Source organism: Cytobacillus sp. S13-E01 (assembly GCF_029193815.1).
Taxonomy (GTDB): domain Bacteria; phylum Bacillota; class Bacilli; order Bacillales; family Bacillaceae_L; genus Bacillus_BV.
The window spans coordinates 16857-30348 of the sequence record NZ_JARFVC010000020.1 but is presented as its reverse complement, the minus strand read 5'-3'; the positions used below and the strand labels follow the sequence as shown (position 1 = coordinate 30348).

The following is a 13492-nucleotide window of genomic DNA, read 5'->3' as shown; positions in this document are numbered from 1 at the left end:
AAGCTTACCCTAATTGGATAAGCTCTAAATATTAAACTTCGGTAGACCTGCCACTAACTTCACTTATTTTAGCAAAGAGCAATTTTATATATCTAGAAAAGAATAAAACTTTCTCCAAGTTCCTTTTAGATGCAAAACCCTATTTCACCTGCCCATTTCCTCTAATCATATATTTCGTTGAGGTTAAGGCAGGTAATCCCATAGGTCCACGAGCATGAAGTTTCTGTGTACTGATCCCAATTTCAGCACCGAATCCAAACTCGAATCCATCAGTGAATCTAGTTGAGGCGTTATGGTAGACGGCGGCAGAATCAATCTCGGTGAAGAACTTCACTACATGTTCATCTGCAGAAGAAATAATAGATTCGGAATGTTTTGTACTATACTGATTGATATGTTTAATAGCTTCATCAACGTTTTCAACGACTCTGAGTGCTACTTCTAGACCCAGATATTCGGTGCCCCAATCTTCAGCAGTAGCGGGAATGATATCATTGCTTAGCTGTTGTACCGTTTCATCCCCATGAATGTGAACCCCTTTATCTTGAAGGGCTTTAAGTAATTCTGGTAAATGATGAGATGCCCAATCTTTCTGTACCAGTATAGTTTCACAAGAATTACATACAGATGGTCGCTGTGTTTTGGCATTTATCGCTATCTCAATTGCCATCTTCGGTTCAGCTGTTTCGTCAATGTAAACGTGACAATTTCCAGCGCCAGTTTCTAAAACTGGAACAGTCGCGTTTTCGACAACTGTTTGAATCAACTTCGCTCCCCCACGTGGAATTAAAACATCGAGATATTTGTTTAACTTGAACATCAGAGAGGCTGTTTCCCTACTAGTATCTTCAAGTAGTTGTACAGACTCGGTAGGTAGGTCACTTTTTTCAAGAGCATGATGAATGACCTTAACGAGCGCTTTATTTGAATGAATCGCCGTTGAACTGCCACGAAGCAATACCGCATTTCCTGTTTTTAAACAAAGACTAGATGCATCAACCGTTACATTAGGTCTAGCCTCATAGATCATTCCAATAACTCCAAGCGGTACTCGAACCATAGAGATGTCTAGGCCATTAGGACGATCCCATTGTTCTAGTATTTCACCAATTGGATCATTAAGTTTCGTTAAATGGACGAGAGCTTCAGCCATATCTTTTAAACGAATTTCATCTAATTTCAAGCGATCTAGTAGGGATTCACTCATTCCCTTATCTCTTCCAATTTCTAAATCTTTGTTATTTTCAGCTAAAATAAAAGCCTGTTCTTCGGTCAATTGTGCTGAAATAAGCTGTAGGGCAGTATTTTTTTGTGTAGTTGTCATCTTGGCTAGTACAGCTGCTGCGGCTTTAGCCTTCACGGCTTTTTGAAGTAACTCATTACTTGGTTGATTGACTTTATTCATTCTTTATGCTCCTCTCGTTACTTACTTACCCAGTGATCTCTGTGAATAACAACCCGGTGGTCACTTCCTGCTTTTACCATTGCCTCTTCACTAGATAAGCCTTTTATTTCACCTAATTCACTGGAAGAAAAATTCACTTGGCCTTTTCCAATAATATCTCCTTTTGGATTAACAACTTCAACAACATCATTGACAGTAAAATGACCAACAATGTTTGTGACACCAGCTGGAAGTAGACTTCTGCCTTGTTTTAAGATGGCAAGTGCAGCACCTTGATCTACCTCGATTTTTCCACTAGGAATAGAATGTAGTGCCAACCATTGTTTCGACGTATTTACACTTGCTTGCTGTGTATCGCCAATATATGTTCCATCCCCTTTGCCTTCGAGGATATCAACAAGCTTTCCTGAACCAGTACCAGTTCCTATAAACACTTGGACCCCCACTGCTAATGCTGTTCTTGCTGCCTCTACCTTTGATTTCATCCCACCAGTACCTACCTTAGAACCCGCCCCAGAAGCGGCATCTACCAATTCGTCATCTATCTTCGGAAGGAAATTATATTTCTTAGCATCTGGGTTTGTCCGTGGATTGCTATCATAAATTCCATTGATATCTGTAAGGATTATTAAGAAATCGGCGTGAACGAGCCCGCCAACGAGTGCTGATAACATGTCATTATCTCCGAATGTTAGTTCCTCTACCGACACGGAGTCATTTTCATTAATAATAGGCAGTACATTTCTTTTTAAAAGCTCTGATAGTGTTGCACTCGCATTTTTATATTGATCTTTGTACAGGAAGTTTTGTCTAGTTAAAAGTAATTGTGCCGTAACAACCCCATGTCTTTTAAATTCTTCCGTGTAAGCTTGAAGCAATAACCCTTGCCCAACTGCTGCAGAGGCTTGTTTGCCAGCAATCGTGACTGGGCGTGATGAATAACCGAGTTTCGTAAAACCCGCTGCAACGGCTCCAGATGAAATTAAAATGACTTCGTGACCGAGTTGCTTTAAGCGAGCAAGGGCATCAACATGATCATGTAATTTCTCGGTACAAAGTCCACCATTTGTATTCGTCAGTGAACTACTTCCTATTTTGACGACGATTCTCTTTTTTTTCACAACCTATCACCCCCGATTTTTAAAAATAAAAAAAGCCCTTCCATCCCTATAAAAAGGACGGAAGAACTTAGTCTTTCGCGGTACCACCTTCATTGACACTAGACCTATTCTAATGCCCACTTTAAAATTCCATTAACGCAGGAAAACGGTTAGGTTTTGCCTAACAGTTCAAGGGGTAGGTTCGGTAGATTAGCAAGTTGTGAAATCTTTCAGCCTCTCGAATTTCACTCTCTTTTACCTGATTTCTACTTATTAGGTCCCTATCAACACTATAAATATATAGAATTATATTAGAATTTTTAGGATATTGATTAGCCATATTATGTACGATGATGAATCTAATGTCAATGTAAAAAATATAGAGATTGCGAAGTGGTTTATGGAATTCTTGGTTATTACACACACCCACTGGAAACAATAAAGACAAAGTTATGTGACACATACTAAATTATGAGATATGAAGGAGAGAAATATGGCATCTTCTGATTTATACCGTACAGAAAATGACTCTTTGGGACAAATAAAGGTTCCAATATCAGCGTATTATGGATCTCAAACACAAAGGGCTATTGATAATTTTCAGATAAGCGGAACAAGGTTACCTCGTTCATTTATAAAAGCACAAGGAATCATTAAAGCCGCGGCAGTAGTTGCAAATATGGAAGTGGGTAAAATATCATCAGAAAAAGGGAAGGCGATTTTATTAGCATCTGAGGAAGTCATTGAAGGAAAATGGGATAAACACTTTGTTGTCGATGTCTATCAAGCTGGCGCTGGTACATCTCAAAATATGAATGCAAATGAAATTATTGCAAATCGGGCCTCAGAATTTCTCGGCGGTTCCCTGGATAATCAGCTTATTCACCCAAATGATGATGTAAACATGTCTCAATCAACAAATGACACCTTTCCTTCAGCCTTAAATCTTGCAGCAGCTGATCATATTGTACATAAGCTCCTCCCTGCCATTTCACAACTACAGCGGGGACTCGAGAAAAAATCGGAAGAACTCATGACGGTATTAAAATCTGGACGTACTCATTTACATGATGCTGTCCCAATACGGCTAGGACAAGAGTTCTCAGGTTTTGCAGGAACGATTAAAGAAACGTATGCTGAGATTGAAAAAACACTTGATGCTTTTTACGAAATTGGCTTAGGTGGTAATGCTATCGGAACGAAAATCAACTTAGACCCAAACTATATTTCCAAAGTGATTAAGGAAGTATGTACTCGCACCAAATTACCGTTTCGTGAACCCGAGAATATGTTTTCATTTATGCAAAATAGAAATGCTCCCATTCGGATGATGCTAGCACTTAAGGAGTTCTCTATCCATTTAATTAAAATCACAAGTGATTTACGCTTGCTAAGCTCCGGTCCAAGAACAGGATTAACGGAAATCACACTGCCCTCTGTTCAACCTGGCTCGACAATTATGCCTGGAAAAGTCAATCCCGCTATTTTAGAAATGACACATATGGTTTGCTGTCAAATCATCGGTTTTGAAACCGCGATGGCAACAGCGGGCATGGCAGGTCAGTTGGAAATCAATGTCATGATGCCAGTAATCGCGTATACCCTGCTACATTCAATTGAGTTGCTTTCAAATGCTATTCCTACACTTGTAACAAAGTGCATTAGTGGGATACAGGCAAATGAAGAACAATGTAAAAAGTGGATGGAAGCAAGTTTGTCACTTGTAACGGGAATAAGTCCTAAGATGGGGTACGATGTTGCTTCACAAATTGGCAAACAAGCAGATGAAGAAAATAAAACAATAAAACAAGTGCTTCAAGAAAAAGGTTTACTAACAGCTGAGATTGAAAAACTTTTAGATCCTAGAGGAATGGTTTAACGATACAGACTAGGCGCTGTCCTTTTCGAAGGATAGCGCCGGTTGTAGTGCAAAAACTTATTTTAAGATAATATTCGCTTTTCCCCTTCAATTACTTGAATTGGATCAATATTTTGTGTGAACTCTAGGGTACCGATATACTTTGCGTTCTCATCGCGAACCGCGAAATATCGAATATACACATATTTATCGCGAAATTTTATCCAAAAGTCTTCGCTATCTTTCTTTCCAGATTTGAAGTCTTCCAATAGTTCCTCAACTACATGGGCACTTTTAGGTGGATGGCAATTTTGGACGGTGCGGCCGATTACTGCTTTAGTTCGGGCAAAGATTCTCTCTTTTCCATGAGAAAAGTAGCGGACAATATCATCCTCGTCAATGAATGTAATATCAACTGGCAAATGGTTTAACAGCAGCTCCAATTGTTTTAAGGATAAAATCCCAGTTTCCATCTTAATATATCCTTCAGAAATGGCCTTCTCATCAAGTGCTTTCCTTTCAGGCATCCATTTTTCTGCAGGACCTGTTAAACAAAATCCAATTTCATCACTTTCATGCGCTATTTTTACCCATTCATCTTCTGTTAAATTCACTAAGGCCATCGGAAAGAGAATGTTCTCTTCTCTGTAAATCATGTCGCCTACTTCTCTAATGATATATGTAACAACATCAATAACAGCCAGCTTTGATCCGTTGTAATTTGTCAACTGATGTTTCGCATCTTTAATCGCATCACGGATGTAATCATCAATTCTCCACATATTTTTGGTAGGTCCAAATATTCCGTATTTTTCTAAATAGGGGAATAATAGATTCTCTTTACGACTGTAATGTTTATCAATGTCAAATAAAAGATTGCAATCTCCTATTAATTGATACACATTTTGATCTGTATCTTCTTTTTCAAACTGTTCTAAGTGCAATTGGACCTGGTTTTTTATGAGCTTATTAATTTCTTGGTTTTCTAGTTTAAAAGTATGAACCGGGTGACCTGGAAGATCTTCGGGCTTTTCGGATCTCTGAATTTCCTCGATTGAGCCTTTAAAAATTTCTGTGTGTGCTGAGTATATGCGTTGCATTTCAGCTTTCGAGATACCGCTCTCTTCCATTTCATGATGTTGGAGCTGTGATATTTCCGCGACGGTGACTTTTCCAAGAGCCTTATCAAAATAAGCTTTTACCTCAGCGACATCTTTTCCGTTATAAAGGTCAGTAAAGATTTGTTTTAACTTCGCTTGACGTTCTAAATTAGTAGTCGTTTGTTGTTCACGGTTATTTATGAATTCACTCATAAGGGATTCTCCTTTGGTATGGAATTGTATTTTCACTACAAGTGAGAATATCTCTCATAAACACCGTACCATTTATTAAATATTAAAGCCGTGATATTAATCACCAGTATCTTTAAAATTCTCCACCATATCTCAAGTAAATTTCAACATATTGACAAAACGTGATATATATCATTTTTTTACTGTTTAGGAATTTGAATTTCAGTTGATGTTAAGTGATTATGATTTAACCAAAATAAGGTCCTTTCTTCATAATCTCTTTCCAATCTCAATAAACAAACTCTATTTTTGAAGAAAACGCTACCCGATATTTGTTAAAGCGTTTCCTCGGGAATTACAAACCAAACCCTAACTCAAATTTACGCGATCGCGCCTATTAGCTCAATAAATTAACTACCCTATCTTTCACTTCAAGTGGTAAAGATTGTTGCAGAGCCTCTTCTAACAATCTTGGATGTTTTACGCCAGTAGTTCTTAAATGATCTTCAATAAGAACTGCTTTATTTTGTTTGTCTGGAATTAACCAGTACAAAATATACCAATCTTCCAGTGAACATAAAGGAATATCCACCCCATTTATTTTTTTGTGGGCTACAATTGATTCCTCTTTAAGCGATAATTTATAAACCCCTTCGTTATGTTGTATTGCAAATCCACCCATTATATCTATATCAATATTATTAATACAATATTTAGTGAAATAGCTTGTTCGAAAGGGGTTAGAACGTTTGGCTTCTATAGTTCTCGCAATGGGTGATATAATTTCATTTAAATGATCGGCATTAATTTCATCCACTAAAATATCTATATCATTAGGTTTATCTATTAATTTATGAAAATTAAGTAGAAGTGAACCACCAACTCCCCAAGTAATTTTCTTGTTATTTACTCGATCACCTATAAAAGATAAGGTTTCTAACACATTCATTCTCCTTTATAAATTTTTTCTTTTGTAATTCTTTGTTTTTATTATGGTTTAAAGACTTATCTAATAATAGATTGTACACTACCAGGGTTAATGGAATGTTTTTGGGCCTTCCTCTGTTGTAGGGTCGAGCTAATCTATTGAAATTCCTTTTTTCTTGGGAACATTTTACTCATTTACTTGGTTGACTACCTTCTTTATCAATGTCAACAAACCACGACAAAATTGTCGTACTATCTCGGACATTTTTCTCTTTAATTTCGTTCAATAAAGTCCATACGCTTTCCTCATTAGTAAACCTCTCAAATGGTTTAAATATTTCTATTGGATTTACAAAGTTCACGTTAGGACATTCAACAAGCCCATCTGTGGTTAGAAATATATGATTTCTACCTTGCCAGAGTTCCTTTCTACCAGTACTGAATCAGGGAACCTCTAATTCAAAAGTGTTAACTTTTCCAATCCATTCATAAAAGCTACGGTGATTTTGTTGGTATTCGTTTAGGACTGATAGTTCTGGGTGATTTAGATATAGGATACAATCACCAATCGACACCAAAGAAATTTGTCCTTTCGCACTACACATAAAAAGGCTGTTTCTCCTTGAACGTTTTGACAAGCTTCTTTAAAACTCCCGCTTTCAAAAGTAGATAGAAGTAGGTTCAATAAACGGTCAAAGGATTCTTTTGCTGATAATGTTAAAATGTTTTTTATATCAACTTTAAGTGATTGAATAGTAATTGAAAATTACTTTATACAAGAAAATGCTAACACTACTGGAATTCTATTCCTTCTTACAAATTCCTCTTCATTACTAAAATGTTCTCGTTTTGGTGTACCTTCACGTAAGTCTATGACCTTAAATCCCACATGTGTCAATGATGTAAAGTATTGTTCAATCGTACGATGGTATTTTACGACTACTTTTTCAATCCAAGGTTCCTTCCTTTCACCATCATTAAAATAATTGTCAACTATCCAGTTACTTCGTTTATCTCCTGATAGTTTGCTAGCAAATGTAGAAGTTGTTAGAGGATGCTGAACACTAAAAACAAATTGTCCATTTGCATTTAATGTATTATATATTTGTTGAAATAATTGATTAACATCTGAAACATAATGTATCGCAAAGCGGGAGGTAACAAGGTCAAAATTTCCGATTGGATAGTCAAACGTTTCCATTGATTCACATAGAATTTCAGCATTTTTTTCTTGTAGGTTAGATTTTGCTAATTCAACCATTTGCTCAGAGCCTTCTAAGCCAGTATAAGATTTTGCTCCTAGTTGTAATAATTCCTTCCCAAATAAAGCATCACCACATCCTAAATCTAAGATGTTCTTTTCAAAAAAATCCCCAATCATTTCGTAAATGATTGGTCCTTCAATTGCATTATTAGGACTGTCTTTCCTCTCCCTTCTTTTTAAATAATTTGATAGAAAATCCTGCTGATTATACACACTTGCTCCTCTGTATTCCACGTTTCATCCCCCACTCCTCATTCCGAAATTTACTTCCGCATCAACAATGTAACTGTATTAATGGTAAGTATAATATTGTTTGCCAGTTTTCTCGACCATACCCTAATATTTACTCAACCAATCTATCGCAGCGCTCAACTTGTTGTTTATCTCCTCGTCACTCTCTGTATAATACTAATACATTATTAACCATATAAGTTTTATGAGCTACCAGATTATAAAATAAACAAGAAATACTGTTGAAATTATGTAGAATTATAAGATTGATCTTATTCTATTGTTTTGTTCGAAAAAACGGATATCTAAAATTTCTATCTAGCTGTTGCTAACAATTAGAGGCTTTTTAAAAAAAAGAAAATATTATTACAGAATACTATTTATTATATAATGATTTTATATTAAAATATTTTATGTCATATAAAAAGGAGTGGGCGTAATTAATGTTATTTGAGTCACTAATTTCAACTGGAAATACAATACTATGGTCGTACTTACTTATTGCATTACTAATTATTTTAGGAATTTATTTTACTTTACGGTCAAATTTTGTGCAATTTCGTTATATCGGTGAGATGTTCAGACTATTAGCCGATAAAGCTACCGTATCAACTACAGGTACTAAAACTATATCTTCTTTTCAAGCTTTTTGTATTAGTACGGCTTCCCGTGTTGGTACTGGTAATCTGGCGGGTGTTGCAATCGCCATCTCTATCGGCGGACCGGGAGCTATTTTTTGGATGTGGCTAATCGCATTACTAGGGGCAGCATCAAGCTTTATAGAAAGTACTCTTGCGCAGGTCTACAAAGTCAAAGACAAAAACGGATTTCGAGGTGGTCCAGCCTATTATATGGAAAAAGGCTTGCAAAAACGCTGGATGGGTATTGTTTTTGCGGTATTAATCACTTTGGGTTTTGGTCTAATATTTAACTCTGTTCAAGCAAACACGATTTCAATTGCATTTGAATCTGCATTTGGTGTAGATAGACTTACAGTTGGAATTATTATTACTATTATTACTGCTTTCATCATCTTCGGTGGAGTTCAAAGAATTGCAAAAGTTTCACAAATTATCGTTCCCGTTATGGCTTTACTTTATTTAGCCGTAGCCTTTTACATTATGGCTATTAATATTACAGAGTTGCCTGGTATTATCGCACTGATTTTCTCAAGTGCATTTGGATTAAATGAAGCAATTGGTGGTGGAATTGGTGCTGCAATTATGAACGGAGTAAAACGTGGATTATTCTCCAATGAAGCAGGTATGGGTAGTGCTCCAAACGCAGCCGCTACTGCCCATGTCACCCACCCGGCTAAACAAGGATTTATTCAAACATTAGGAGTTTTTACAGATACAATATTAATATGTAGTGCAACAGCATTTATGATTTTATTATCGGGATCATTTACTGATGGTAGCTTAACTGGTATTGAGCTAACACAAGTAGCGATGAGATCACATATCGGAGTATGGGCAAACAGTTTTGTGGCCATTGCTATTTTATTATTTGCATTTAGTTCAATTATAGGAAACTACTATTATGGAGAAACCAACATTGAATTTATTAATTCAAATAAGAAGTGGTTATTCATTTATCGTATCGCTGTGATCGGTATGGTTATTTTTGGTTCGGTAGCAAGTATCCAGATAGTATGGGATCTAGCGGACTTATTTATGGGACTAATGGCATTGATTAACCTGATTGCGATTTTCCTTCTCGGCAAAGTTGCGATAGCAGTATTAAAGGACTATACTGACCAAAGGAAACAAGGCAAAGATCCTGTGTTCTATGCTTCTTCTATAAAAGGGTTAAAAAATACCGACTGCTGGGAAGATGTAGAAGATAGTAAGCTTGAAAAAGAGGCTTAGAATAAGGTTTTGAGTATTAAATAGAGTCAAGGAGGAGATATTTCTCCTCTTTTTTTCATTGTTTAGGAATTTATAAAATTGTAAGGTTGTGTAAACTTCGTGTCTTTGTCTATCTACGTCTAGCTCCAGGCGCCACCCGGCTCTATGGTATAAGCCAATCCGTCCGGAAGGTAAAGAACAACCTTCCAGCCGGCTTGTCTTATGCTTGACATGCACAGGATGTGCTGATGTCGATGTTCGCCACAGGATGTGGCGGGTTTTAATCAACGCGCCGATAGGCGGGCGCCCTGCGCTTTTCTTGAGTTAAAGGGGAATCGACTTATTTGATGGGATTATAAACCTGTCCCGATGTTTATTTATTCGTATTTTCGATTACATATTGAATAAACCCATCCCGGTGCCCTTCTTGGTCAATGATTTTACGCACATAATGGGGGTCCCTTAATAATCCCGTAATCATAGAGGCTTTTACAAAGTCCTTAATTCTAGGTTGCTGAATCAATTCTTTGAACCATGGCTCTTGTTCAAGTTCTACCCAAAGTTCCTCTATGTTTGGTTCTTTAATGCGAAGGATGTATTTTTGGACGAAGTTAATGATTAAGCCAATCGTCAATAAACTGAGCAATAAAAAAATCATGTTCGTCTCTCCTCTTTAGAGTGATTCGGTCATCAGGCTATATTATTAGAGGTTGAGAAAGGCCTTAAAACAATAACATATGATGAAACGCTAGTGTTTTACATCTAGTTTCAGTAGTTATTAAAAATAAAACGCTAGGATGATAGGATGGGTTCATTCATCATTTGGCTAATTTGTGTAAATTACTTATCCTTGATATTCGTAGATAGTGCGTTTCTATTTATTTTATTCATTCCCTTTACTACTGATTGTATCCAAATAACGATTAAAGGTAACGTCCGCTTATTTTTAAAAAGCTAAGAAAGCATAAAAGATTGTACCTAGTTTTAGTGTCTAGCTCCGGGCGCCCTGCGCTTTTCTTATGGCCTGCTTTGTAACGGTTGCCGATAAAAAACGTCTTAGTATACAATAGCTTTGAAAGGATGTGGAATGATGGCAATTACTTTACCTCACATTGAAGATTCGAACAGAACATTGTATTTACCACCAAAAGGAGATTTTGAAATCTTTACTGATGATTCCCACTATACGGAAAAAGTTAGAGAATGGGGTTTATCAACTACGAAAGAAGTCAAAAAACAGTTCTGGTACAAGGAAGCAACACACCAGCGTCTTGTCACCATCAAAGGCTATGAGGTGTACGGGGCAGGAAATGACTCTAACACCATCATCATCGAGTTCCAAGACGGAAATCTGAGTTGTATTCACCCCGCTTATTTAAAGGAAATGCAGTCACCTAGTTTCGGTAAAGCAATTACGTTTTCAGGAGACAAGGAAGCGCACGTTGAAAAAGAATCACCATCAATTCCCACTCCTACTAAAGAATCCAAAACAGCTGTTACAGAAGCAAAGACGACTGAAATGAAAGAGAAAGTGAAAAAGGAAAAACCAGCAAAACTTGATTTACCTCTAGAAAAGCTGCATTTCACCGCGACTGTTAAACAGTTCGCATTAAGTTGGAATCACTTTAATGAAGAACATGACGAAATAGTTGTTTTGGAGAATGTCATCATTGAGCAGGAGAACCCAATTGAAGTGGGACTAGCTTGGTGCTCTCATTCGAAAACCTTGAAAAAGTTTGAATTAGCGCCTGGGGAGATGCTTGAATTTGATGGGAAAATCACTAAAAAGAAATTGCCTAAAGGAAAAGACGTGGAAGAAGAGTTTATAGTGGAGGAACCTGTTTTATATAAGGTCAATAATCCTTCTAAAATCAAGAAAAGCTAAAGGTGAAATTTGTACCTTTAGCTTTTTACATGTATAGAAAATCATACCATATGAGTTTCTTTTATATGTCCACTGACGTCTAGCCCAAGCCCTAAGGTGACTAATGGACTTCCTTCTCCTCCATAATTGAAAACTTGAGCCGGAACGACAATTAAAAGGCCTAGTAGATGTCGTTCAAACGAAAGAGTTGTGCTTTAGTGTCGCGTTAATTACGTTGTTACGATTGTTGTGGGCTTTCTTTTTGCTCGAAAAACGATTCCACTACAACAAACATTCACAAACAAAATATGATATTTCGTCCAAGTTATGGTATAATAATTTACAGAATTATCAAATATTACTTCATATACTTAAGGAGGATTCTATGTATCAGTTAAAAGAAAAAGAGATGCTATTCATTTACACAGGTCCAGATGGATCAGGAAGAAAAACGTTAGCTAAAATGGTTTCGACAGCTTTCGACATGGAAACAGTCCCCTCATTTACTACTCGTGCCCCCCGTCCTTTCGAAAACAATGGAAAAGATTATCACTTTGTAAGTGAGGATACGTTTCTGCAAATGAAGCAACAAGATGAATTTTTAGAGAGTGTTGATATTCATGGCTACCATTACGGTATTCGTGAAATAGATATTAAAAAAATTTTCAACAAACATAAAGTTGTTTATTTAACAATGAATATAGAAGGTGCCCAGCTTCTAAAAGACTTGTATAAAGATCAGGTTGTACGAATCTTTATTTCAGCAGACAGGGATACTGTTATTCAAAGACAAAAAGAACGTGGCGACGATGATTTAGCTATTCAACGCCATATGGACTACTATGACAAAACGATGGCTTATAACACCGAATGTGAACATGTCTTCCAAAACTATGATTTACCTCAGGTTTCATTCCAAATTAGTGAAGTCATAGAATCTTATTTAGATAGAAAGTTAATTGAAACTGATTATTGATTTGTTTTTTAGAGCGTAGGAGCGTGAATATTTCATGCTCCTGGCACATTTCCTTTCGTACTATCTTCTGCCATCCCTTTTTTAGATTTATCCTATCAAATGTAAAAAAACATAAACTAGTAATTATAAAAAATTATATTATAGGAAAACATTAGAGTAAGAAAAAAACAGATCGCAAAGGATCTATGTCCCTGGGATCTGGTTTTTTAGCCAGACTTTGGACTTAAACCCGTAGAAATCCCGCCAAAATGGGATTTCTACTTTTAATTTGATCACTACAACCTTTTTCCGACAACCTCGTTTTGCTGTTTTGTTCCCCTTTTAAATTGTCCAATTCTTCATTTAACAGACGTTGCTTTGCATTCTCTAAAGAAAATCGTCTCTGAGGCAAAATGGTATCCACCAGCAATAAATAATATTCCAGCCAAAACCGTACTAAGGTCTGGTGGTCGCACATCCCACATTTTTTTCCGAGGCTTTGTTTTTTCTAAAGAATTCATCATCTTCAAGTGAATTTCCCTTTTCTCTTCTTCATTTAATTCGATCTTTTGGAATCTAGTCAATGTTTCATCAATAACGGGATTATCATTATTCGCTTGATGATTATAGCCCTCCTTGATCATCTGGTTTTTAGGCTTCTAACGCTTGGTATAAAGTGATTTTCACTTTACCCTCAGTCAAGTTTAAGATGTCTACGGTTTTTTTGGATTGTTAACCCTTTTATC

Annotated in this window: 12 protein-coding genes; 4 read left to right on the top strand and 8 right to left on the bottom strand. The window is 36.5% G+C overall.

Translation table 11 applies throughout. The annotated features are described in order from the left end of the window. Window positions 1-139: 139 nt before the first annotated feature. Together PY093_RS13165 and proB are read right to left on the bottom strand one after the other, a co-directional pair. Window positions 140-1405, bottom strand: coding sequence for a glutamate-5-semialdehyde dehydrogenase (locus tag PY093_RS13165; protein WP_275646331.1), 1266 nt, complete (start codon window positions 1403-1405; stop codon window positions 140-142). Between the two features lie 17 nt (window positions 1406-1422). Continuing rightward, a complete protein-coding gene (proB, locus tag PY093_RS13160) occupies window positions 1423-2526 on the bottom strand; it encodes a glutamate 5-kinase (RefSeq protein ID WP_275646330.1) in 1104 nt (367 codons plus the stop codon). Window positions 2527-2998: 472 nt separating this feature from the next. Here proB and PY093_RS13155 point away from each other — a divergent pair, with 472 nt between their 5' ends. Then, entirely contained in the window at window positions 2999-4384 is a 1386-nt protein-coding gene (locus PY093_RS13155; protein WP_275646329.1) for a class II fumarate hydratase, read from the top strand. 62 nt (window positions 4385-4446) lie between these two features. Here the strand turns inward: PY093_RS13155 and PY093_RS13150 are convergent, their stop codons facing one another. The 4 genes from PY093_RS13150 to PY093_RS13135 all read right to left on the bottom strand — a co-directional run bounded on the left by PY093_RS13150 (window position 4447) and on the right by PY093_RS13135 (window position 8080). Then, window positions 4447-5676: a DUF438 domain-containing protein gene (locus tag PY093_RS13150; RefSeq protein WP_275646328.1), complete on the bottom strand. Its 1230-nt coding sequence runs from the start codon at window positions 5674-5676 to the stop codon at window positions 4447-4449. Window positions 5677-6052: 376 nt separating this feature from the next. Continuing rightward, window positions 6053-6604 carry a nucleotidyltransferase family protein gene (locus tag PY093_RS13145; protein ID WP_275646327.1) on the bottom strand — a complete coding sequence of 184 codons (552 nt, stop codon included), beginning with the start codon at window positions 6602-6604 and terminating at the stop codon, window positions 6053-6055. A 169-nt stretch (window positions 6605-6773) separates the two neighbouring features. Next, window positions 6774-6944, bottom strand: coding sequence for a hypothetical protein (locus PY093_RS13140; protein WP_275646326.1), 171 nt, complete (start codon window positions 6942-6944; stop codon window positions 6774-6776). 404 nt (window positions 6945-7348) lie between these two features. Beyond that, a complete protein-coding gene (locus PY093_RS13135; protein ID WP_275646325.1) occupies window positions 7349-8080 on the bottom strand; it encodes a class I SAM-dependent methyltransferase in 732 nt (243 codons plus the stop codon). A 440-nt stretch (window positions 8081-8520) separates the two neighbouring features. On the opposite strand from PY093_RS13135, the gene PY093_RS13130 reads away from it, so the two are divergent. After that, a complete protein-coding gene (locus PY093_RS13130) occupies window positions 8521-9948 on the top strand; it encodes an alanine/glycine:cation symporter family protein (RefSeq protein WP_275646324.1) in 1428 nt (475 codons plus the stop codon). A gap of 352 nt (window positions 9949-10300) precedes the next feature. Here PY093_RS13130 and PY093_RS13125 read toward each other — a convergent pair whose 3' ends face one another. After that, window positions 10301-10585, bottom strand: coding sequence for a hypothetical protein (locus PY093_RS13125; protein ID WP_275646323.1), 285 nt, complete (start codon window positions 10583-10585; stop codon window positions 10301-10303). A 432-nt stretch (window positions 10586-11017) separates the two neighbouring features. On the opposite strand from PY093_RS13125, the gene PY093_RS13120 reads away from it, so the two are divergent. Further along, on the top strand, window positions 11018-11812 hold the full coding sequence (locus tag PY093_RS13120) for a hypothetical protein (RefSeq protein WP_275646322.1): 795 nt from the start codon (window positions 11018-11020) through the stop codon (window positions 11810-11812). Window positions 11813-12176: 364 nt separating this feature from the next. Continuing rightward, entirely contained in the window at window positions 12177-12767 is a 591-nt protein-coding gene (locus PY093_RS13115) for a guanylate kinase (RefSeq protein WP_275646321.1), read from the top strand. Between the two features lie 338 nt (window positions 12768-13105). Here the strand turns inward: PY093_RS13115 and PY093_RS13110 are convergent, their stop codons facing one another. Continuing rightward, window positions 13106-13390, bottom strand: coding sequence for a hypothetical protein (locus PY093_RS13110; protein WP_275646320.1), 285 nt, complete (start codon window positions 13388-13390; stop codon window positions 13106-13108). Window positions 13391-13492 lie beyond the last annotated feature (102 nt).

Excerpts from the sequence above, each read along its gene's own strand:
- PY093_RS13115 (WP_275646321.1), top strand. The coding sequence starts at position 12,177 with ATGTATCAGTTAAAAGAAAAAGAGATGCTATTCATTTACACAGGTCCA.
- PY093_RS13125 (WP_275646323.1), bottom strand. The coding sequence starts at position 10,585 with ATGATTTTTTTATTGCTCAGTTTATTGACGATTGGCTTAATCATTAAC.
- PY093_RS13165 (WP_275646331.1), bottom strand. The coding sequence starts at position 1,405 with ATGAATAAAGTCAATCAACCAAGTAATGAGTTACTTCAAAAAGCCGTG.
- PY093_RS13155 (WP_275646329.1), top strand. The coding sequence starts at position 2,999 with ATGGCATCTTCTGATTTATACCGTACAGAAAATGACTCTTTGGGACAA.
- PY093_RS13150 (WP_275646328.1), bottom strand. The coding sequence starts at position 5,676 with ATGAGTGAATTCATAAATAACCGTGAACAACAAACGACTACTAATTTA.
- PY093_RS13120 (WP_275646322.1), top strand. The coding sequence starts at position 11,018 with ATGGCAATTACTTTACCTCACATTGAAGATTCGAACAGAACATTGTAT.
- PY093_RS13110 (WP_275646320.1), bottom strand. The coding sequence starts at position 13,390 with ATGATCAAGGAGGGCTATAATCATCAAGCGAATAATGATAATCCCGTT.
- PY093_RS13145 (WP_275646327.1), bottom strand. The coding sequence starts at position 6,604 with ATGAATGTGTTAGAAACCTTATCTTTTATAGGTGATCGAGTAAATAAC.
- PY093_RS13130 (WP_275646324.1), top strand. The coding sequence starts at position 8,521 with ATGTTATTTGAGTCACTAATTTCAACTGGAAATACAATACTATGGTCG.